Source organism: Bacteroides congonensis, from assembly GCF_900130125.1.
Classification (GTDB): domain Bacteria; phylum Bacteroidota; class Bacteroidia; order Bacteroidales; family Bacteroidaceae; genus Bacteroides; species Bacteroides congonensis.
Map to the genome: position 1 here is coordinate 219,463 of NZ_FQXY01000006.1, position 23,117 is coordinate 242,579.

At 46.0% G+C, this 23,117-nt stretch carries 12 protein-coding genes and 1 pseudogene; 5 read left to right on the forward strand and 8 right to left on the reverse strand.

Annotated elements, in window-relative coordinates:
- The first annotated feature begins 212 nt into the window (after window positions 1–212).
- Window positions 213–3,911, forward strand: coding sequence for a glycoside hydrolase family 2 TIM barrel-domain containing protein (locus BQ7997_RS00910; protein WP_083589133.1), 3,699 nt, complete (start codon window positions 213–215; stop codon window positions 3,909–3,911).
- Window positions 3,912–4,049: 138 nt separating this feature from the next.
- Here BQ7997_RS00910 and BQ7997_RS00915 read toward each other — a convergent pair whose 3' ends face one another.
- The 5 genes from BQ7997_RS00915 to BQ7997_RS26040 form a co-directional block, all read right to left on the reverse strand.
- Window positions 4,050–6,641 carry a glycosyl hydrolase family 95 catalytic domain-containing protein gene (locus BQ7997_RS00915; protein WP_073342791.1) on the reverse strand — a complete coding sequence of 864 codons (2,592 nt, stop codon included), beginning with the start codon at window positions 6,639–6,641 and terminating at the stop codon, window positions 4,050–4,052.
- Window positions 6,642–6,730: 89 nt separating this feature from the next.
- Window positions 6,731–9,283 (reverse strand): glycoside hydrolase family 3 C-terminal domain-containing protein, encoded by a 2,553-nt coding sequence (locus BQ7997_RS00920; RefSeq protein WP_073342607.1) that lies wholly within the window; start codon window positions 9,281–9,283, stop codon window positions 6,731–6,733.
- A gap of 27 nt (window positions 9,284–9,310) precedes the next feature.
- Window positions 9,311–11,014, reverse strand: coding sequence for a family 43 glycosylhydrolase (locus BQ7997_RS00925; protein WP_073342609.1), 1,704 nt, complete (start codon window positions 11,012–11,014; stop codon window positions 9,311–9,313).
- Window positions 11,015–11,052: 38 nt separating this feature from the next.
- A complete protein-coding gene (locus BQ7997_RS00930) occupies window positions 11,053–13,917 on the reverse strand; it encodes a glycoside hydrolase family 3 C-terminal domain-containing protein (RefSeq protein WP_073342613.1) in 2,865 nt (954 codons plus the stop codon).
- Window positions 13,918–13,961: 44 nt separating this feature from the next.
- Entirely contained in the window at window positions 13,962–14,885 is a 924-nt protein-coding gene (locus BQ7997_RS26040; protein WP_317045000.1) for a family 43 glycosylhydrolase, read from the reverse strand.
- A 1,439-nt stretch (window positions 14,886–16,324) separates the two neighbouring features.
- On the opposite strand from BQ7997_RS26040, the gene BQ7997_RS00940 reads away from it, so the two are divergent.
- On the forward strand, window positions 16,325–17,347 hold the full coding sequence (locus BQ7997_RS00940) for a helix-turn-helix transcriptional regulator (protein WP_044654905.1): 1,023 nt from the start codon (window positions 16,325–16,327) through the stop codon (window positions 17,345–17,347).
- Here BQ7997_RS00940 and BQ7997_RS00945 read toward each other — a convergent pair.
- Complete coding sequence (locus BQ7997_RS00945) at window positions 17,339–18,178, reverse strand: patatin-like phospholipase family protein (RefSeq protein ID WP_022140147.1); 840 nt, start codon at window positions 18,176–18,178, stop codon at window positions 17,339–17,341. The two genes, BQ7997_RS00940 and BQ7997_RS00945, sit on opposite strands and share 9 nt — an antisense overlap.
- A gap of 225 nt (window positions 18,179–18,403) precedes the next feature.
- Between BQ7997_RS00945 and BQ7997_RS00955 the strand changes: the two genes are divergently transcribed.
- Window positions 18,404–18,925, forward strand: coding sequence for a hypothetical protein (locus BQ7997_RS00955; RefSeq protein WP_022140146.1), 522 nt, complete (start codon window positions 18,404–18,406; stop codon window positions 18,923–18,925).
- A 92-nt stretch (window positions 18,926–19,017) separates the two neighbouring features.
- Here the strand turns inward: BQ7997_RS00955 and BQ7997_RS00960 are convergent, their stop codons facing one another.
- Together BQ7997_RS00960 and BQ7997_RS00965 are read right to left on the reverse strand one after the other, a co-directional pair.
- Entirely contained in the window at window positions 19,018–19,344 is a 327-nt protein-coding gene (locus tag BQ7997_RS00960; RefSeq protein WP_235817241.1) for a DUF4907 domain-containing protein, read from the reverse strand.
- Window positions 19,331–20,374 (reverse strand): Kelch repeat-containing protein, encoded by a 1,044-nt coding sequence (locus BQ7997_RS00965; protein WP_073342621.1) that lies wholly within the window; start codon window positions 20,372–20,374, stop codon window positions 19,331–19,333. Before BQ7997_RS00965 ends, BQ7997_RS00960 begins: the two co-directional genes overlap by 14 nt.
- Before the next feature lie 191 nt (window positions 20,375–20,565).
- Between BQ7997_RS00965 and BQ7997_RS00970 the strand changes: the two are divergent.
- Both BQ7997_RS00970 and BQ7997_RS00975 read left to right on the forward strand, forming a co-directional pair.
- Window positions 20,566–21,890, forward strand: a pseudogene (locus BQ7997_RS00970) (DUF4270 family protein).
- A complete protein-coding gene (locus tag BQ7997_RS00975) occupies window positions 21,887–23,092 on the forward strand; it encodes a BamG family beta-barrel-assembly machinery protein (RefSeq protein WP_073342624.1) in 1,206 nt (401 codons plus the stop codon). The pseudogene BQ7997_RS00970 and the gene BQ7997_RS00975 overlap by 4 nt, the downstream one beginning before the upstream one ends.
- Window positions 23,093–23,117: the final 25 nt, after the last annotated feature.

Below are 23,117 nucleotides of genomic sequence, written 5' to 3' on the forward strand. Positions count from 1 at the left end.
CAGGTTACTTTAGAATAGGGACTCTATCAAACAACCATGCCGTGAAATCGCAAGTCTGTTACAGGCCTCGAATTCCGGCATGGCTCTTTTTACAAAAAAACAAGAGCAGGGACAATTAATCACATTTTAAGCGTACATTAAGCGACACTTCATCCTAAAATTTATTGCCGGACGATATCTTTGTCTCAAAATTATTATTAACTTGTAATATCATGAATAGAATCAGCAAAGTATTTCTAGCCTGTGCGTGCAGCGCCTTCTGCATGAACGGACAAGCACAAGACAATGCTTCATGGACAAACGACTTCTCCAACGCCGGAGAAACACTGAAAGTGGTGGGTCGGGGCACATGCAGTATTGCCGACAACGTATTCCGTTCCAAAGGCTCCTACGCCTTATTCGGCAACCCCGAATGGAAGAACTACTCTTTCTCTTTCAAAGCCCGTGCCCCTAAAAATGCCGAACAGGTACAAATCTGGGCGAGTTTCCGCAATTACAACCGTTTCGACCGCTATGTGGTAGGTATCAAAGGCGGATTGCAGGACGACCTTTACCTGATGCGCACGGGATATATGGGTACGGATGAGTTTATGGGTGTCCGTCCGTTGGGTTTCCACCCTGTGCCCGGAGAATGGTATCGCGTGAAAGTAGAAGTTTGCGGCAACCGTATCCGTATCTTCCTCAATGACGAGAAACACCCCCGTATCGACCTCGTGGACAAAAATGCGAACCTCGTTCCGTCGGGTGAAGTTGCTTTAGGCGGCGGATGGATAGAAACTGAATTTGACGACCTTGTCGTAACCCCGATGGCGGACGACGCACTGAAAGACGTAAAAGTAGCGGAATATAAAAAGAAAGCCACCCCTGCGGAAAAAGAAAACAAACGCCGCGAGGAACGTGCCGCCTACGCGCCCGTTCAATTAAAAGCCCTCACCGGCAGCCGCACGGACATCACGCTAGATGGCAACTGGCTATTTATGCCTGACTATCAACTGGACAACAAGGATAAAGCTATTTCAGCACAAACTGACGACCAAGACTGGCATATCATGTCCGTCCCCAACTTCTGGAATCCTATCCGCATCTGGCTGCACGGCGAAACAATGCCCTCTCCCACCGGAGCACAGCCGAAAGGCGTATCGGACACCTACTACCAACAGGAAACCGACCGTTGCGAAAACTATACCTTTGATTACCGCCGCGTGAAATACGCCTGGTATCGCCAATGGATGGAACTGCCCGCCGACGTAGCAGGCAAGAACCTGACTTTGACCTTCGACGCCGTTTCTAAAATTGCCGAAATCTATATCAACGGCATACTGGCAGCTTCGAACATCGGTATGTTCGGTGAAATCCGGGTAGACGGCAGCCAACTGCTGAAACCCGGCAAGAACCTGCTTACCGTGAAAGTGACTCGTAATGCAGACGGCAACGCTTCGGCTGACTCCAACTCTATCGACTTCTTCTACTCTTCCGTCCGCGAAAGTGAGAAAGAGGACGGCAAAGTGACCGTAAAGAAAGATATCCTGAAAGACATCGCACATGGTTTCTACGGTGATGAACCTGCCGGAATCTGGCAACCGGTGAAACTGACCGTTACCGACCCGATGAAAGTGGAAGATGTCTTTATCAAACCCACATTGAATGGTGCAACTTTCGATGTGACTATAAAGAACCACGGCAGCAAGAAGAAACAATTCGACCTTTACACGGATATTATCGACAAGGAAACCGGTTCCGTATTTTACTCCGGCCTGTCCCTGCGGAAACTGAGCCTCAATGCAGGCGAAGAACGAATGGAAACCTACACCATCAACGACCTGAAACCCCGTCTTTGGACACCACAGCATCCTAATCTCTACGATTTCAAGTTCCGCCTGGTTGCGGACAAAGGCACTGAGCTGGACTGCCTGACTGAAACTTCCGGTTTCCGCACCTTTGAAGTGAAGGACGGACTTTTCTATCTGAACGGCAACAAATACTGGCTGCGTGGTGGAAATCATATTCCTTTTGCACTGGCACCTAACGATGAAAACCTTGCGAATACTTTCATGCAACTGATGAAGGCCGGAAATATCGACGTGACACGCACACATACCACTCCGTGGAACAAGCTTTGGATGAATGCCGCTGACAATAATGGTATTGGTGTTTCATTCGAAGGCACATGGTCATGGCTGATGATTCATTCCACCCCGATTCCCGACCAACGCCTATTAGAGATGTGGCGTAACGAATTCCTAGGATTGCTGAAAAAATATCGCAATCATCCGTCATTACTCTTCTGGACAGTAAATAATGAAATGAAGTTCTACGACAATGACAGCGACCTGAAACGCGCTAAAGAAAAATACCGCATTATTTCGGATGTAGTGAAGGAGATGCGCCGCATCGACCCCACTCGCCCAATCTGTTTCGACTCCAATTATCAGGCGAAAGGCAAAGACAAGAAATTTGGCGCAGACTTTATGAACAGTATTGATGATGGTGACATTGACGATATGCACGGCTATTATAATTGGTATGACTACTCGGTGTTCCGCTTCTTCAACGGTGAATTCCAAAAACAGTTCAAAGTAGCCGACCGTCCGCTTATCAGCCAGGAAATGTCTACGGGCTATCCCAATAACGAAACAGGCCATCCCACACGTTCTTACCAACTCATTCATCAGAATCCTTATACATTGATAGGTTACGAAGCTTATGACTGGGCAGACCCGGCTTCGTTCCTGAAAGTACAGGCATTCATTACGGGTGAACTGGCAGAAACTCTCCGCCGTTCCAACGACCAGGCTTCGGGAATCATGCACTTTGCGTTAATGACATGGTTCCGCCAGACATACGACTATCAGAACATTGAGCCGTATCCTACTTACTATGCCTTGAAACGGGCTCTGCAACCCGTATTGGTCAGCGCAGAGCTGTGGGGACGCAATTTGTATGCCGGTGAGAAGTTACCTACACGCATCTATATAGTGAATGACCGTGAAGACGGTACGGATTTGAAACCTTCTCTGCTTCGCTGGGAGATACAAGACGAAACCGGAAAGTGCCTGACAAGCGGTTGTGAAAAAATTCCTGCCGTGAAGCATTACGCACGACACTATATCGAGCCAAATATCCAGTTACCGACCAACCTGCCTGCCAACAAGACAAAAACCAAACTGGTATTGAAACTCACAGAAAACGGCTTACCTATTTCTGCCAATGAATACGAACTACTGCTTGCCCGTAAAGAGTGGAACGCAGGTCAGGTGAATAACAGCAAAAAGATTGTATTGCTGGATAAGGATAACACGAAAGCTGTATTCGACTTCCTGAATATCAAATACCAGCCGGTTTCTTCCGTAAAGGAATTGCTCGACAGTAAACAGAAGGCTGACCTTTGCGTCATCTCCGGTCTGACGACTTGCAACGATGAAGAAAAAGAATTGCTCCGTACTTACCAGTCAAAAGGTGGAAAACTTCTCTTCCTCAACAGCAAGGAAACTGCTAAAACCGTATATCCCGAATATATCACGGGCTGGATAATCCCGACGGAAGGCGATATCGTAATCATGGAACGCAATGATGCTCCGGTCTTTAACGACATCGATGTACTGGAACTGCGCTATTTCAATAACAATAAGCGAGAAATTCCCGTGGCATGTACAGCTACCCTAAAAGCTCACCGCCATAAGAATGTAACAGAGCTGGCAGGACAAATGAAAATCCATGCTTACATCGACGGTGGAAAACCGGAAGACCGCATTGAACGAATAGAATCCATGCGCGGGCTGACCATGTTACAAATAGCTGACGGAAAGGGAGAAGCAATCATTTCTACCATGTGCACGGAAAAAGCGATGACAGACCCGATAGCAGGCAAATTGGTAGTGAATATGATAAACTGCCTGACTGCAAATAAATAGGCATCAAGTTATGAATCAATAGGTAAAAGGTAAAAAGGGATAAAGAAAGAGGGGCTGTATCGACGAATACAGTCCCTCTCCTTTTGTATTAGGAATAAAAACAATAACTATAAAATGAATATTAAATCATTCAATATTTCATCTGATAGCATATCTCTTACCTTTCACTGTATTAAAAGCAATCCGGTCATCGGCAAGTACTTTGACCTTCGCACCGGAAACTTTCAGATTCTTTGCGCCCGGATATTTAATCACACATTCCGCACCGGAATTGGACAAGATTTCAATAGAAGTGATTTTCCCTTCTTTCCAGGTTACATCCACTTCAAAATTCCCTCTCGCCTTCATTCCTCTAAATGCACCGTCTTTCCAGGCATCGGGCAAAGCAGGAAGCAACTCAATGTATCCACCATGACTTTGCATCAACATTTCTGCGATTCCCGCCGTACAACCGAAGTTACCGTCAATTTGGAAGGGCGGATGCGCATCAAAAAGGTTAGTATATACACCACCGAAACGACCATGCGGCACAGTCAGTCTCATGGCACTTCTCAATAGTTTATGAGAACGGTTACCATCATGCAAGCGAGCCCAAAAGTTCAGTTTCCATGCCTTACTCCAGCCTGTCCCTTCATCGCCCCGTGTATTCAAGGTCACTTTCATTGCATTTGCATATTTATCATCCGCCTCGCTCCTTCCAATCACAATCTGCGAACCCGGATGCAGCCAGAAAAGATGATTCGTATGCCTGTGCCCGCCGTCTCCGGTGACATCTTTCGTCACTTCATCCTTCCATTCCATAAATTGTCCGCCCAAACCAATTTTCGGACCGGACAGCTTGTTCATGGCAGTTTCTATTTCCACTATCTCCTGTTCCTTATCCCTGCCTAACACCCTAGCGGCTTTTATCATCATATCGAACATCTCGGCTATCATCGCCTGTGAAGTGGAGCAACCCAATGAAAACTCACCATGTTCGGGAGAATGTGACGGATTTGCCACCAACGTACCGTCCCGCTCATCTGTCCAAAGATTATCCACCCAGAAAAGAGCCGCTTGGAGCATGACATCATAATATGCTTTCAAAAACTCCTTGTCAAGATTGAACTGGTAATACTCCCAAATATCCTGACACATCCAAATGGCTCCTGCCGGAAAATGATGAGGAGTATCTTTCTTGGCAGGAGCCGTATTCCCCCAAATATTGTTTTCATGATGCGTCACCCATCCGCGCACATTTCCGCCATCGGGCTTGCAATAATAGTGTTGTGCCGTGTATTTTCCGCGAGGTACCAGACTCTTGATGTATTCAACCATAGGCAGGTGACAGCGGGACAAATTAGTCGGCTGCGTAGGCCAATAATTCATTTGCACATTGATATTGGTGTGATAGTCGGCATTCCAGGGATTAGAGAGTTTTTCCCCCCATACACCTTGCAGATTGGCAGGCAAAGACCCCTCTCTTGAAGAAGAAATCAACAGATAACGTCCGAACTGGAAATACAACATTTCCAGATATTGGTTTTCCTGTTCCGAATTGGTACGAGCATCCATGCCCTTCAACAGGCTATCTGTAGTTGCAACGGGAATTTCCGGCAGATTATTGCCCAGATTCAGTTGCATTCTATCGTACAATGAATGATAATCTTTCTCGTGGGCAGACAATAATGTGGTATATTTCTTACCGACAGCCTTTTTCAAGGTAGCTTTCACTTTCTCCAACGGTTCTTCTTTTGAGAAATAATCGTAGGAATCGTCCATGCACTGAACATAATTTGTTGCGGCTGACATCAATACGATTATCTCTTTGGCATTTTCCACTTTCAGTTTCTTCCCGTCTACAACCGAAATTTTGCCGCCTGTATTTTTAACTAATAATTGCTGCGCGTACTTCAAGCCATTCTTCCAGCTGTCCCCTACCCGCTTGTCACCACTTGTTGGAGTAGGATAACCCGTCAGGGTGATGGTATTGCCCGAAGCCTCGATAACCTTGTCGGTATGTAAAGATTCCAGTGAAATAATACGTGAAAGTCTTCCTTTCTTCGAATCCGATGTCAAGCGCATCACCATGACATTGTCCGGATAACTCATGAAATACTCCCGTTTGAAAGTAATTCCATCCTCTTTATAAGTCACCAGATGAATGGCATTGTCGATGTCCAGTGTACGGGTATAATCAGAATAGGTAAGCTCGGAAGTAACCGGATTTACAGTCTCTACTATGATATTGCTCAATGTCTGGAAAGAACCGAAATGCTCCTTAGTTCCTGCCAGCCTGTCAATGAGATTCCGCAACTCCGTACCTTTGCCGTCTCCCTCATAGTCATGAGTAACCAACTTTCCGGTTTCATCCATATAAGCCGGATGATTTGCAGTAAAATCATTCATCTTCTGCTGTAAAAAGACACGAGTTTTATGAAGATAACTTTTATTCATTTCAGGATTTCCCAAATGTCCCCCATCATAAGACGGGTCTTCACCCGGACCACCCGACCACAAGGAATGTTCATTCGTCTGGATAACATCCACACCGACACCGCCGAAAATCATAGCTCCCATATAACCGTTGCCAATAGGCAACGCTTCACTTTCCCAAACTTTTGCAGGCTTGTTATAGGTCGCTTTCAAAGTTGGCTGACGGAAGTGCCCGGAGCGGGCTTCCATTGTTGTTCCTGCCATTAGGCAGCATAAGAATAGTGCATTTATGCACCGTAAATACTTGTTTTTCATCATACAATAAATTTAAAAGCCGGGCTGTGTAAAAAGCGCAGTAAATATACCAATCACCTTTTACACAGCCTCAACAAATATGGTAAAACCTATAAATTGAATCCTGTCTGTAAACGAATATCCTTGGAAGATGCACCGACCATTATGTCGAATACGCCCTCAGGCATTACAAAACGTCCTTTCGCCGTATCCCAGTAGCGAAGCTGTTCTTTATCAAGCCCAATGTCCACGGTACGGCTCTCTCCCGGTTTCAAAGGAACACGCCGGAAACCTTTCAATTCTTTTATCGGAACTATGCCGCCTGTTTCGGGGATTCGCACATACACCTGCGCCACTTCATCGCCTTTTCTCTTTCCGGTGTTCTTCAAGCGGAAAGACACTGTTACTTTATCTGCACTGTCTTTTACTTTCAAATCGCTATATTTAAAAGAAGAATAACTCAGTCCGTAGCCAAAAGGATAAAGGACGTCGCCCGTGAAATACTTATAAGTACGTCCCTTCGTGATATCGTAGTCATCGAACGGCGGCAGTTCATCCAGCGATTTGTAATAAGTGAGCGGCAAACGTCCGGCAGGATTATAATCACCGAATAATACGTCGGCAACAGCCGTCCCGCCTTGCTCACCCGGATACCAGGCATTCACGATGGCAGGAATATGTTCGTCCATCCAGTTGACAGCCAATGAGCTTCCGGCAACGAGAACAACGATAATGTTCGGATTCACTTTATAGATTTCCTGCAAGAACTCTCTTTGGTCTGCCGGAAGCTGAATATCATATCTGTCCTGCCCTTCACGTTCGATTGACTTATTGATTCCCATCACAGCAACCACCGTTTCGCACTCGCGGACAGCCTTTCCGGCTTCTCCATACAAATCGAGACGGGTAGCTTTTCCCACTTGCGGCACTTTCCATTGCAGCTTTGCGATAGCGTAATCCCGGTTATCGTAATATTCCGCTTTTAATAGATACTCTTTTCCCGCTTCAAGATTAATCGAAGCAGAGTCGGTAGATACCGCATGTGCCGACCAGGCATCAATCAACAACTGATTGTCAATGCTCAAACGGCAACCGTCGTCCGAAGTAAAACTGAATGTATAACGACCGGAAATAGTAGGTTTCAGCTTTCCCGTCCAGCGAATAGACAACGGAGATTTTGGCAAGAACGGGTCGGGAGCCTGGTTGGCAGGTTCAAAGTTTATCCAGTTCTCTGTGCGCACCTTGGGAGTGCCTTTCAAATGAGTGTCTTCAAAATATTCCGCTTTCAATCCTTCGGGGAAGTTCTCTCCCTGAATAAGTTCCAAGCCATCGGCAGCAGATTTCCAAGGTGCATACACGACTTTCACCTTATCGCCTACCCTGTTTTTGATTCCCTGCAAGATAGAAACGGGTTCTACCACCGGCGCACCGCTATAATCGCCGAACTCACACTTGCCCGCATTGATGCCTACTACTGCTATTGATTTCAGTCTATCGACATTCAACGGAAGCATATTCTTCTTATTCTTCAGCAGGACGATACACTCCCTGGCAGCATCCAAAGCAATCTGTTGATGCTCTTTCGAGCCAATCACCGAGGGGGATATCTTTGTATATGGATTTTGTTCCATTCCATCGAAAAGCCCCAGTTTCATACGGGCTGTCAGAACGTTATAGGCAGCCGAATCAATATCAGCATCAGATACCATATATTGCTTATAGGCATTCAGCAGATATTCGTCATATACATCGTCTCCACATTCCAAGTCCAGTCCTGCTTTAATAGATAAAGTAGCGGCCGCTTCTTTCGTTTTTACATATTTGTGGGCGTTTACCAACAGAGACGGCCCCCCGCAATCGGAAACGACATATCCCCGGAATCCCCAGTCCTGACGCAGCACTTTTTGCAATAGCCAGGCATTCAGCGTACAAGGCACATCGTTCAATGCGTTATAAGCAGTCATGATGGAAGCCACTTTCCCTTGCTTCACACACATTTCGAAAGCTGGGAAATAATACTCACGCAATTGTTTCTCCGATATTTGCGGATTACAGACAAAGCGGTTGTGTTCCTCGTTATTGGCTGCGAAATGCTTGGGAGTGGAAACGATTTTCAAATAACGCGGGTCGTCCCCTTGCAGTCCTTGCACAAAAGCTGTTCCCATCACTCCGCTAAGGAAAGGGTCTTCGCCATACGTTTCCGGAGTACGTCCCCAGCGAGGGTCACGTGCCATATTTACGGTAGGCGACCAGAAAGTCAATACATCGCTAAACTGTTCTTTCTGCTCCCTGCCCTGCTCCAGTTCATTCCAACGGGCACGCGCCTCATCCGAAATCACGGTAGCCACCCGTTTCTGCAACACAGGATTCCAGGTAGCAGCCAATCCGATGGCTTGCGGAAATACAGTAAAACGTCCCGGACGGACGACTCCATGCAATGCCTCATTGCCATGATAATACTTATCAATACCCAAACGGGGGATGGCAGGAGAAGTAGCACGCAGCAGACTTATCTTCTCTTCCACGGTCATACGGGACAGCAAATCCATCACCCGCTCATGTACAGGAGCATTTTCATTCTTATACAACTCTTGCGCATGTATAAAAGGACAAGACATCACAGCTAAAACACCCGCCAACAGAATCTTTTTATACCTATTCATTATTACCTTTTTCTATCTTACATTGAATTAATTGCCATTACCATTCTCATTAAAAGCAGTTATCGAGAAATAATATTCCGAGTCCCGGTTAAAATAACGGGCTTCGTATTGATTGTCGAACACAGTTACTGCGTGCGTCAACTTATCTTTCTGGGTTCCCCACCGCAGCACATATCCGGTCGCTCCTTCCTGTGCGTCCCAAGTGAAACGATAGATTCGTTTGTCATCCTTATCCCGAATTGCCCGGAAGCCTGTCACTTGAGCAGGTGCCACCCCCTCTCCCTTGCCGAATACACGAAAGCCGGACAAAGAAAAACACCCTTCCATATCTTTCGCATTACAAATCCTCAGGTATCGGAGTTTCATCGGCTTCTTTAATGTAAACAAGCGATGAGGCTCATCTTTTTCATTTTCCCTTTCGTCAATCAAAGTTACCCATTTCTTTCCGTCTGCCGAGCCTTCGATAAAGTATTGATAAGCAACCGGTGGATGCGGTGCAAATACTTTAAAATTGTGGTCGGCAAAGTTCACATGCACAGCATTTACTAACATTGGAGTTTGCAAATCAACTTGCAGCCATTCATCCTTCTTTCCGGTTTGGGCAGCCCACCAGGTTTCAATCTGTTCATCATTAACGTTATCCGGCTCATAAGCGGTAAGGGACGAAGAAGCCTGCACCGGTTTCCGGTACGATAGCAGGTTCCATCCCATGCTTAAATCAGTTTTCTCAAAGTCCACTTTCCGGTCGGGAATGGAGAAAGGATAATCCGACCAAGCTGTGTGGGCATACATACCATTGCGGGTAGAAACAACTACCGGAAAAAGCCCCAACCGCCGCTCAAACCAATGACGGACAGAAATGGTCATAGTAGCTACATGCCAATAATTTCCATACTTATCCAAGAAAGTATGTCCATGCCCTGCCCCGCCGATGAAGCCACCCGGTTTGAATGAAAACGGATTGTCTTCCATATATTCAAAAGGCCCCAAAGGAGTATCCCCTACATAGATTCCGTCTCCATAAATACGATATTGAGTGCCCGGAGCCACATACTGTAAATAGTAACGTCCTTCGAATTTCAACATGCAAGGGCCCTCGTTCCATCCCTGGCGTGGCTCTTCATTATTCTTTCCGGGAACTTCCCAACCGTATTTATCACCATGATGCGCTATCAGCGCTTTGGCTTCACCGATTGCACGAAAACCGTCTTTCGGGTCTACTTCCACGCCCATAATCGGTTCTCTATCCGAACAGCCCCAATACATATATACTTTGCCATCCTCATCTTTATAGAAAGCCGGGTCGTGCAAACGATAAGTAAGCCTGGTATCCACAGCTTCCCAAGTATCTTGTTCCGGGTGAGCATTCTTGAATATCTGAGTTTTCCCGCTGGAAGTAGTAAAATAGAGCGTGTCTCCTATCGGCAAAATAGTGGGAGCATAATCTTCTAAAGTAGGGATAGTAGTACAGAGAATATACTCCCAGTTCGCCAAATCATCAGAACGCCAATATCCACCGGACTTGGACGCAAACAGATAGTAATAGCCTTTAAAGTACTCCAATACCGGGTCTGCCGCTTCACGACGCGATTCGTCCTTTGGCTGAAACCGGTAGTTCAGATTGATGGGATTGGTCACAATTCTATGTCCGGCTATCCGCTTTTCCGATGAGCAGGAAGTGATGCATCCTGCCAATACACCCGCTATCAACAGGTTAGTAGCTCTTTTCATTGTGTTTTTCTATTTATTTGTTCCGGCAAATGATGGCTCTACAGAGCCACCATTTTATACTTGGTAGTAAAAGCGACAGGCTGCTTATTGTCCTTGCCCAACTTGAACGGAATCAGTTTTTCTTCTCCGGCTCCCAGTTCATAATGGATAGCATCACCCACCTTTTTACCGTCAACAAACATTTCTACTTTTCCAATATCCATCAGTGTGCCTTTATTCTTCACACTTACCCATACGGTCTTTTGGTTCTTCGTCAGATTCTCTTCCACTTTCGAAATAGAGAGGTCGAAGTCAGCGCCAAACTCATGAGTATAATCAAGCATACCGGATACGCCCTTTTTCTTATCGCTAAAGCCTACACTATGTTTAATCTCATTGTTGGCCTTATAGTCAGGACTCATACCGCCGACACATATCTTGAATTCTCCTTTTTCCACTACTCTGTCCATGCGGTCATTGAGCAACGAAATATCGTACGGTGTCAACTCAAAAGAGACGTTTTTTGATTCTCCCGGTTGCAAGTGAATACGCTCGAAGTCTTTCAGTTCCATGACACGGGTCTTTACACTGGCATACATATCCGTCACATACAACTGTGCCACTTCATCACCGGCACGGCTTCCTGTATTTTTCACCGTTGCCTGAACTGTTATATTTCCATCCGGTTTTTCCTGTATCTTCAGATTAGAATATTCAAAGGAAGTATAGCTAAGACCGAATCCGAAGCGGTAAAGGGGATAATATTCCATATCCACATATTCATAACGGCGTCCTGAAGTCTTGAAGTTATAATATAATGGAAGTTGCCCAACGTGGCGCGGGAAAGTCATCGGCAAACGACCGCCGGGATTATAATCGCCAAACAGCACGTCCGCCATTGCCGGACCACCTTCTTGTCCCGGAAGCCAGTTTACAAGAATAGCCTTACACATTTCGGATGCTTTCAGAATATCATAAGGACGTCCTGCCTGAAGAACCAGAATCACAGGTTTCCCTGTTGCACAAACCGCTTCCAGCAATTCCTGTTGCTTGCCCGGCAAAATCAAGGTAGCCCAGTCATTATTTTCTCCGCATGTCTTGCGGACGTCGTTGGTGGCTTCACTGGTGGAACAGTCGCCCAATACCATTACTACAACATCCGATTGGGAAGCGGCTTTGACTGCTTTGGGGATATTCGTTGCATCCGGATTTGTAAAGTCACAACCTTGTTCATAGAGAACTTTTGTCTGTTTGCCCACGGCATTCCTTATACCCGTCAGGACGGATTTCAATTGTCCGGGCTGCAATTTCGGAGTGTAATCACCCGGCTGAAGGTCATCTGCCCCAGGGCCTAATACGGCAATAGTGCGTACGGTCTTGGACAAAGGCAAAAGATTATCCTTATTTTCCAGCATTACAATAGATTCGCGGGCCGCCTGACGTGCCATTTCTTTATGGCTGTCCGAGTTCCATCCCGGATAGATTTTCTTCCAGTCCAAAGGTTTGCAAGGGTTCTTCTCAAAGAGTTCGTTGCGGAACATGGTAGATAGCATGGTACGACATACGTTATCCAAGTTTTCCATATTGATACGTCCGTCTTTTGCAGCTTGAATCACTTCCTTATTGTTATAAGTGTCACCGCAATTGGTAGCGATACCGGCAGCCAATGCCTGATTGGCAGCTTCAATCTTATCTTTTGCCGTATAATGTTTACGGGCAGTCAGATTCCCGATAGCACCGCAGTCACTGACGATAAATCCGTTGAATCCCCATTCCTGACGTAAAATCTGTTGCAGCAGTTCCGTGCTCTTGGCAACAGGAATTCCCATATAGTCGGAGTAAGCCATCATCAAAGACTGGCAATCGTAGTTGCGGATAGCATGACGGAACGGAACCAAATGCACCTCACGCATCTCACGCTCGGACAGGCCGATGTCGTGCGAGTCACGTCCGCCCAACGGAGCGCCATGTCCGCCAAAATGCTTGGGAGTGGTGAACAGGCCTCTGGACTGATAACCTTTAATCCATGCACCGCCTATTTGTGAAACCAGTACCGGGTCTTCCCCGAAAGTTTCTTCACAACGTCCCCAGCGTGCATCCTGTGCAACATCCAATACGGGCGACCATGCCTGTTTGGTATTTGCCGCTACAGTCTCGTCACCGATTACCATCGCCACTTCTTCCGTCAGTTTCCGGTTCCAGGTCGCTCCCATCGCCAAAGCCTGCGGGAAAATAGTCGCGCCGCTTCCGTACGAGAAACCATGTACTGCTTCTACCTTTGTGATAGGCGGTACATACAAATGAGGAATACCGGGAATCCCCCATCCTTCACGAATCAATTCCATTTTATCTTCCGGCGTCATTACAGCCAACAGGCTCTCTACGCGTTCTTCTACGGGAAGGGACGCGTCCATATAACGACGGTCGGTTACTTTACCTTTGCTGTCCTTCAACACCTTTTCCGCTACGAGCACAGAAATCTCCTTAAGAGAAAAAGGCTTATCCAGCTTTCCTGATTTGAAGTTCAGCTTGACATGAGCACCATATTTAGGGGGAAATTTCACTTTCATTTGTTTATCACTCCCCTCTACCTGATAACTTACAGGAGTTCCCAGGTTCATCGGGTCATAAGTGACAAAAATATCCAATGCATCTTTCAACTCATTTTTGTTGATACCTTGCATCTGAAGCTCCAGCTCGCAGACATCACCGGGTTGTTGAATGGTAAACATCAGCCATTGTTCGGTCTTTAATGCCTGAGAGGGGATTGTCCACATTGTCTTTGCATTTTTATCAAATGCCAAAGAAGCATTTTCTGCGTTTGCAGAAGCCGCTACCGATAGAATATCGCTCTGTTGTTGCGCCATTGCTACTGAACACGACAATAATCCTACTGCCAGCATCCATTTCATTTTGTTTTTCATGTTATATTCGTTTTTCAAATATTATTAGTATTCCGTTTATCTATTTATTTCGTCTGCTTTACCATTTGTATAGTGCCGTCCTGATTGTAGTATAACTTATCTACACAAATAGAGCGCAACCAATCATGCCCGGACAGTGTGCTGTTGTGATAGAAAGCATACCACTGCCCTTTGAACTGGACGATAGAGCCATGATTCGTATAGCTGTCGGTCGGTTCCATATAGATACCTTTCGATTCCCATGGTCCCAGCGGGGAGTCACTGATGGCATAACGCATCCGATTATCTCCTTTCACGCCGTCATTCCAGTTCTCATCATGGTTGTCGGAGTAGGACAGGTAATATTTTCCGTTATATTTGTGAATCCAGGCTGCTTCGTGGAAGTCTTCCAACCCTTTCATCAGTTGCATCGAACCATCCAGTTCTATCATATTATCTTTCAGCTTGCCTCCTTTGCAGATGCCGCCACCGCCATTGTAGATATAAGCCTGCCCGTCGTCATCCACAAAGACGCAAGGGTCAATCAGCGGGTCCATTCCCTCGATATATCCCTGCACTTTGAATCCTTCCGCCGGCTTGTTGCTGGTAGCCACTCCAATCTTCCAACTGTTATCCCACGCTGTCTCACTGGGATGGGGAAAATAGAAATAATAAGTACCGTTCCTGTAAGCACAGTCCGGTGCCCACATAAAACCGCCCTCTTTCCGTCCCCAGGGTACTTGTTCAGAACTAAGAATCTCCCCGTGGTCTGTCCAGTTCACCATATCGTCGGTTGAGAATACATGATAACGGTCCATCAAGTCACATCCGCGCGGCGGGGCAATATCATGGGAAGCATATACATACAAGCGTCCGTCTTTCCAGACATGAGCCGAAGGGTCGGCTGTGTACATATGCCGGATAAAGGGATTCGGAGCTGCAGGATTCAGACTTGTATTCAGTGCTATCGCCTTTTCCTTACGTAAAATCTTACCCGCTTCGCCTACTAATTTCAGATAATGGTCACTTTCCACCCCTTCCTCGATAGGCACAAACGTACTTTCACCTACCGGAACTTTCTTGGCACACTTAAAGATAGCCGTCCCCTCGTCTATTTCATCAAACATTGCTACATAAATCATTTCGGCACCTGCCCGAATAGCTCCCATCAACTGTTCCCAAAGGAAAGAGCCTTTGTTGCGGGGGATAAGTGAATTGTTATCTTTCCCCTTCATATTCGCCCATGAAAAACCCGGGAAAACCAACGGAGCATAATCAACCTGATTCTTCTTCGCCCACTGAATATCTTCTTCTACGAGTTTCTGATATTTCGGATAGATAGTCTGATTGTATCGCCCAACAAACCAGGGCATGATAATATCACATTTTCTGATAAGTGCGTGCAACTGAGGGTCTGATTCCGTATCACCTTTCAGTTCGCGCCACTGGGTAGGCACTCCAAGCATCACACTGAATCCCTGAGATTTCAAGCCATCGATGATACGCGCAGCTTCTTTCAGCCCATAACGTCGGTTATCATTAAATCCCACTCCCCATACCGTAACCAGTGGCTTGCCGTTGTGATACAGATAGGAAGAATTCTTTGCCCGATTTTTTATGGAATATCGCTGTGCAATCTCCGCTATGTCTTTGAGCAGGAAGTCTTCCTCACCCGGCTTCATTCCGCTCAAGTCGTACATCACACAGATAGCACGCTCATATTTATTGGCAGCTTTCATTGCCGAGTTCAGTACTTTATTGAAATGCTTCATCCCACTTTCGTTTCGAATCTCCGTGATAAAACGCTGCATGAATACTCCGTCCAGTCCATACTCTTTCATCCATTTGAAATGAACATTGACCGTAGACTCATCATAAGAAGAAAAAACAGATGCCTGTTTACCGTCCGCAAAAGTAAACTCCGTTTTATAGAGTTTCTTATATTCCGACACTTCCGGCCAGAAATCGACCGAACAGGAACCCGGACGAAACCCATCACGACCATTGTAATGATGCCAGCCACGACCGGAGCCGTCACCAGGGGTATTGAACCACCCCTGATAACCAGCCATGACCAATCCTTTGTAAGAATCATACCGCTTCTTGCCGGATTGTGCAGTCGCCCCTATTGAAAACAATAAAAATACCAATATCCAATCAAACCTTTTTACCATGTTATTCCTTTGTTTTTCATGTTATACTTTTAAGTCTTTAAAACTATTTTCAGCAAAGTAAAGGGACATCCCTTAATAAATTCCGCCAAAGTCAATTAATAATGACTTAAAATCGAATTAATTGAGAAAAAAGATAGAAAGAACCGGGAAAATACACCTTTTTACGGAGATATTACAAGAATAAAGACAGGCAACCTCTTTGTTTTACTGAATTTATTTTTCTACTTTTGAAGCAAATCTTTATTCTTCTGCTTATGCCAGCCAATAGAAATGCCTTGATTCGTTATAAAACGATTGATAACTGTCTGCGTAATCCTTACCGTCGCTGGACGCTCGAAGATTTGGTGGATGCCTGTTCGGATGCCCTTTATGAATATGAGGGCATTGACAAAGGAATAAGCAAACGTACCGTGCAAATGGACATCCAGATGATGCGCAGCGAGAAACTGGGATATAACGCCCCGATTGTAGTGTACGAGAATAAATATTATAAATACGAAGACCCGGAATACAGTATCACGCAAACTCCGCTGAACGAACAGGATTTGAAAATGATGTCGGAAGCGGTGGAAGTGTTGCGGCAGTTCAAAGGATTCTCCTACTTCACGGAAATGAGCGATATTATCAACCGCCTGGAAGACCATGTGGCTTCCGCCCGAATGAAGACAACCCCTGTCATCGACTTCGAAAAGAACGAATCGTTGAAAGGGCTGGATTACCTGGACACTATCTATCACGCCATTGTAAACGAACACCCTATACGGTTCAAATACCGCTCGTTCAAAGCACGTTCGGCAAACGAATTCATTTTTTATCCTTATCTATTAAAAGAATACCGGAACCGCTGGTTTGTTTACGGAGTAAGGAAAAGCGGACGTATATTGCAAAATTTAGCTTTAGACAGGATACATTCCTTAGAAGTCCTGCCGCAAGAACACTATATAAAGAATACGTTCTTCGACCCGAATACGTTCTTTGACGATCTGGTAGGAGTCACCAAAAACGCAGGAAGCAAAGCAGAAAAAGTAGGTTTCAAAGTAAAGGCTGACGAAGCGCCTTACATCATAACCAAACCAATACACCGCAGCCAGCAATTGATAGAAAGATTAGCTGACGGAAGCGTCATACTCGAAATCGAAGTAGTCATCAACCACGAACTGGAACGGGTATTCTTCGGCTATGCCGACGGAATACAAATTCTGTATCCGGAGACATTGGTAGAATTGATGAGCAGGAAACTAAAAAGAGCTGCCGAACAATATACAAACTCAAAATAAAGCTCGTGCACACTCATATCCTTCCTGATAAAACTCCGTCAGCTTCTGCACATCTTTCTCGATACGGTCTACAGCAACAGGTTTCAACGGACGGATAACGATAATCTTTCCCTCGTCTTCCATACGCTCTACCATCTCCAACTGTTCATTATACACGGCGCAGCGACGCCCCAGCGCTTCGCGCAGTTTCGGATATTTACGGTATACGAATGACGGGACACGAATATCTTTCGAATCTTTCCGATAACCACGATTGCGAGTGAGCACAACAACATTGCGGGTGTAGCCATCTGAAATAGCACGTTGCAAAGGAATGGAGTCTACAATTCCCCCATCGAGCATCGGGATGCCGTCTACATAAGCAATGGGACAGACAATAGGCAGACTGCTGGAAGCACGGACAATATCAATCACCCGGTTCTTGTCTTTCTTTTCCTCAAAATAGTTGGCTTCTCCCGTCAGGCAGTTTGTGGTCACCATGACGAAACGTTCGGGTGAAGCGAAATACGTTTCATAATCATACGGAAGGATATGTTCGGGAAATTCATTGAACAGCAAATCGAAGTCGAGGATATTCCGCTTCTTGAGCAGATGTTTCAAGCCGATATAATTGTACTTTTCCAGCAGGTCGATATTGCTGTATTTGGCGCGTCCCCGTTGACGGGAGGCATAAGACAGTCCGTTGCATGCTCCGGCGGACACCCCTATCGTATAAGGGAACCGGATGTCGCGATCCATCAAATAATCGAGTACGCCGCAGGTAAATACGCCGCGCATTCCCCCGCCTTCCAACACTAATCCGGTACATTCATCTATTTCAAAGTTCTTCATTCTTATCTCCCCCTTATTTTTATTTATCACTCTCCTTACAGACTCCGTCCTATTACTGTTTGTTGCATATTTATTATAAAAACAAACGAAAAAGACAGATTATCCGGCAAAAGTAGCAAATATTTAAACAAAATCTTGTTTTTTTGCTTCAATCTATGTAACTTTAGGCTAGCTTTATTGTTTAAGTAGGAAAAAATAAAAAAGTCCTGCCCGCAGGCAAGCACCATGAGAATACAGTTTGAGATTAAAGAAAAATTGCCGGAAATCATTGAAGAAATCATGCATTCCGAGAAATGGCAAACTTCCGTAAAGGAAGAAATCAGCGGTCGGACGACCGTTGTGATTCGTGACCAGGCGTACGGTTCTGAAGCTACCGTTGAAATCTATGCTGCATCCATCGAAATCAAAACCGCATGGTCAAAGTACTCCTATCGTATATTTGTCGCCAACGACCTCGTTTGGTGCGAATATGACGGTGCCTATCGTGGATTACTGGAACAAGTGCTCCTGCCCACTATTACTCCTAAGGAAAGTTTGCTTGATTCTGAAGTAACTGAAAGTTCGCTTTATGGACGCGAACATAAAAAACTACGGGAATATGCCGAAGGAAACCTGAAACTGAAACAATTCCGCCGGGAGAATTTCGATGAGCAACGGAACGGGACAGCAGCATTCGACCATCCGAAACGCGTGTATGATGAGTTTATCAAAGAAGATTATGTGGTTAATCCTCAAAAGAGGGAGTAATCCACGTACAGTACCCTACAGCGCTAGCCTTGTGCCACCCCATTGGCACAGTTGTGCCAATGCGGTGGCACGGCTATGCCAACGGTGCAGCATTAATATGTAACTCCCAAGTTATCCAAGTCCCCCTTCGATATAGTAAATTCATCTCCTGCTTCAATGCGTTCCAAGACTAAATTCCCTACCCGTCGGGCATCCTGCTCTGCACGGAAAGCTCTTTTTCCGGCAATGACAGGAATGAAAGGCTGAACAATAATCGTACGTTCTCCCTCATAGATTTTATAACCGTATCCGTTCTCTCCGAGTTTCATCACTTCCAAATGGTAGCGGGCTGCGGGACTTATATTCCGGTAACAGACAAATCCGGTGGCGAGTAACAGGATAAGGCATCCGGTACCTGTTATTATCTTACTTTTCTTCATATTCATAAGGTTTCAACTCCCAGGTGTCGTCATAGTAGGACGAGGAAGTACTACCACCGGTCGTTACAAATCCCCGTGTTCCTGTGGAAAAGCAAACAGCTTTCGCACGTGCGCTGCCTTCAAAATCGGTCAGGTCTTCACCTTCCCACAAATCCGTAGAAGGGTCGTATATCCAGTAGTTGGTACGCAAGCTCCCGCCCGCCGTCTGTCCTACTGCCAGATATCCTTTACCGTCAATCACAAAAGCGCAGCCATAGCAGCGTGCGATAGAAGTATAGTCGTCATCATAATCATCATCACTGGAATCTTTTATGTCACGCAGTTGTTTCCAGGGATTGGATGCATTCGACGGGTCAAAACACCAAAAGTCCGTGACATCCGAATTATTATTCTCGCCACCGCAGATATAGGCTATGTCATCAATGACAAAAACCTGTCCGCCCTGTCGCTTCTGCCCGCCGAAGCCATTGATAAGCGTCCATTCTCCCTTATCGCCCGCCGAAGGGTCAAAGCGGTAAAAATCCTTCTGATAGTTATCATCGTAGCCCGTACCTAGATAACCGTATTGCCCGATGCCGAAAGAAAGTGCGTAACGCCGTCCTCCTCCGGGAAAGTCCGCCATCTGTTTCCAATCATTCGTTGCCGGGTCATATTGCCAGCAATCTTTCAGAAACGAACTAGTCTTGGCGTCATATCCGGTGGCAATATATCCTTTCGTCCCTACGGCAAAGCCTGTCGCCGCGTTCCGGGCAATGGCTTCTTCACTCATGTCCTTGCATTGAGTCCACCAGTCATTATCAATATCATACTCCCAGCAATCTTTCAGGCGGTCTTTGTTGCTTCCCCGGTATCCGCCGCAAATATATCCTTTGTTGCCGATAGTAAACCCTGCGGCATCATTACGTGCCACGCCATCAAAATCAGAACGGCGGTACCACACGCCTGCCGTATATTCCGTATCCTCCGTACATGCCGCCAATGAGAGCAGTACGACCACCATGCAAAGTAATTTATTCATTTTCTTATCCATTAAATATGTCGTTTATTACCCGCAAAAGTAGGGGGCAACGGGCACGGATAAAAAAACTATCGACAAACAGATATATTCTGTCTACCAACGAAATCGAGGTCGACAAATAGCAAGACTTAGTCGATAGTTTTTGGGGAGACTGCTTAAAAGCTCTTCTTTTGCCGTCACAAAACCAATCTCATTAGTATGGCATGAAATCAATCTTAGTACTTTTTTCGCTCTTTCTATTTCTTTCTTTTTCCTCTTGCCTGGACGAATCATCCGCAATAGGCGGAAAATGGGTGGAAAGTTCTTTCCGGAATGTACAGACAGTTGTACCGTATCGCTCAGTACCATCCTTAGTGACTCACTGGCAACTTCGGGTGATACCGTTTGTCAGATAGGACATCGTAAAGACGAGTTATGGGGAACTATTACGGCCTCATTCTATGCCGAATATGAATTACCCTCTTTCTCCTTTAATGACGAGACGGTATATACATTCGATTCCATCACCATCCGGCTTTACTCCTCCGGCAATTATCTGGGAGATACACTGAGCACCCAACGCATCCATATGCACCGCCTGACGGAAAATATCCAATTGGACGATTACGGGTATCTATACAGTACCACCCGGACATCGTATGAAACATCTCCCCTGACCTCGTTCAGTTTCAAGCCGACTCCCGGACAAAGGACAAAAGAACTGGAAGTGCGCCTACCCGATGACTGGGGAGAAGAGTGGTTTGACCTGATGCAGCAAGACGCGCGGCAAATGGAGTCACAGGAGCTCTTCCATGATTACTTCAAGGGCATCGCCTTTATTCCGGACATCGACAATGACGCCTGCGTCAGCGGCTTCCAGGTAAATGATTCCAGTTTGTGTATTACGCTCTATTACCATGAACAGGCGGAAATCTCAACGGAAAAGACACTTGTATTCAATGCCAGCAGTTCTCTTATATATAATAAGGTATCATATGACCGTACGGGCACTCCGATTGAGGGACTGAAAAGCGGCGCCGACAACGCTCTGCCCACCGCCCGGACAGAACACCAATGTTATCTGCAAGGCATGACAGGAATGTATATCGCTATCGACTTCCCGCATTTGAATGATCTCTGCGCAGAAGGCGAACTCGTGACCATCGAAAGCGCCACGCTACAACTCTATCCGGTGAAGGGGACGTATGACGGAATGTACCCGCTCCCGCAAAACCTGACCCTCTATACAACCAATGAGGATAACGTGAGACAGGATGTCATCACCGACCTTACCGGAAGCTCCGTACAAACGGGCAACCTGGTGGTAGACGACATGGCTTACGAAGAGACGTATTATTCTTTCGACATCACCTCTTTCCTCCAAAGCAACCTGGGAACAACCGGATATAACCGGCAGAAGTTACAGTTATTCCTTCCCGACAACTTGTTCTACACCACCCTGCAAGGTGTTATCTTCGGTGACAGCGAACATACGGCAAATAAAAAGAACACCAAACTTATCATACTCTACAAAACTTATCAACAATGAAAAAGATTTTGTTCTGCCTTTTGGCATTCTATACTCCCGCTCACTTATTGATGGCACAAAACACAACGAACTCCCCCACTTCCATGTTCGGACTGGGCGAACTCTCTACCGGAGAAGGCGGGCAATATGCCGGACTGGGGGGTGCGGGGATTGCTCTGCGGGGTAATAATTTTCTGAACAGTGCCAACCCTGCTTCACTCACGGAGCTAAGCGAACAGCGGTTTCAGATAGATGCCGGCATCATGGGGTCTTATCAGAATTATTCGCAGCGGGGAGCAAACAACCATTCTGTCACGGGGAATCTGAATAACCTGAGTATCGGTTGCCGGATTATTCCGCGATGGTACGGGGCTATCTTTATGGCTCCCGTAAGCAGCGTAGGATATGCTATCACGTTGGATGAAGAGGTGGCGGGCAGTAACGGGAGTACCGTTTCTTCTTTATTTCAAGGCGAAGGCGGGCTGTCCAAAATGGGTATCAGCACGGCGTATCTTTTCGGGAAAGGATTTTCTATCGGTACGAATCTCTCCTACGTCACCGGTACTATTACGCAGACGGAAACACAGGGCAGCGCGTCAGAAGAAACGAGTTCGTATAAACATACGTTTTATGCAGATTTCGGCGTGCAGTATAAATGGGCAATCGACCGTGACCGTTCTTTCGTAGCAGGTGCTGTCTATGGCTATTCGCAGGACTTCAAGCAGGAGAATAGTCTATACGTCAGCAGCAGTTCGGGCGGGGATGATATTGCAAAAGACCTGAAACGTTACCGGCAATGCCTTCCCCAATTCTTTGGGTTGGGAGTTTCTTACAATAACTTGCGGTGGATGGCAACCATTGATTATAAGTATGTGGACTGGAGCCGGATGCAATCTTCACAATCCAATATCAGTTTTGAGAATCAGCACCGGCTGTCACTGGGAGGAAGATATACCTTAGGTAATGTGTACCGTAATCCGGTCAGCTTGTTGCTGGGAACGGGAATCAACAATTCCTATATTGTCATCCAAAAGAAAAAGGCGACTGAATACTATATGAGTACGGGGCTGAATCTGGGCTTGCGCAATAATAATGTCCTTTCCATCGGACTGAAATATAAAGGACAAATGAAAGTACCTGCCGGCATGCAACGCGAAAACAGCCTGTCTTTGTTCCTCAATATCACTTTCTCCGAACGGACTTACCGTGCCAGGATACAGTAATATTCATTCTTTTTTTATGCAAATT

Bases quoted from the DNA above. Each gene is read 5' to 3' on its own strand.
- BQ7997_RS00920 (WP_073342607.1), bottom strand. From the start codon at position 9,283: ATGAATAGGTATAAAAAGATTCTGTTGGCGGGTGTTTTAGCTGTGATG.
- BQ7997_RS00910 (WP_083589133.1), top strand. From the start codon at position 213: ATGAATAGAATCAGCAAAGTATTTCTAGCCTGTGCGTGCAGCGCCTTC.
- BQ7997_RS00955 (WP_022140146.1), top strand. From the start codon at position 18,404: ATGAGAATACAGTTTGAGATTAAAGAAAAATTGCCGGAAATCATTGAA.
- BQ7997_RS00975 (WP_073342624.1), top strand. From the start codon at position 21,887: ATGAAAAAGATTTTGTTCTGCCTTTTGGCATTCTATACTCCCGCTCAC.
- BQ7997_RS00930 (WP_073342613.1), bottom strand. From the start codon at position 13,917: ATGAAAAACAAAATGAAATGGATGCTGGCAGTAGGATTATTGTCGTGT.
- BQ7997_RS00940 (WP_044654905.1), top strand. From the start codon at position 16,325: ATGCCAGCCAATAGAAATGCCTTGATTCGTTATAAAACGATTGATAAC.
- BQ7997_RS00965 (WP_073342621.1), bottom strand. From the start codon at position 20,374: ATGGATAAGAAAATGAATAAATTACTTTGCATGGTGGTCGTACTGCTC.
- BQ7997_RS00945 (WP_022140147.1), bottom strand. From the start codon at position 18,178: ATGAAGAACTTTGAAATAGATGAATGTACCGGATTAGTGTTGGAAGGC.
- BQ7997_RS00915 (WP_073342791.1), bottom strand. From the start codon at position 6,641: ATGAAAAACAAGTATTTACGGTGCATAAATGCACTATTCTTATGCTGC.
- BQ7997_RS00960 (WP_235817241.1), bottom strand. From the start codon at position 19,344: ATGAAGAAAAGTAAGATAATAACAGGTACCGGATGCCTTATCCTGTTA.
- BQ7997_RS00925 (WP_073342609.1), bottom strand. From the start codon at position 11,014: ATGAAAAGAGCTACTAACCTGTTGATAGCGGGTGTATTGGCAGGATGC.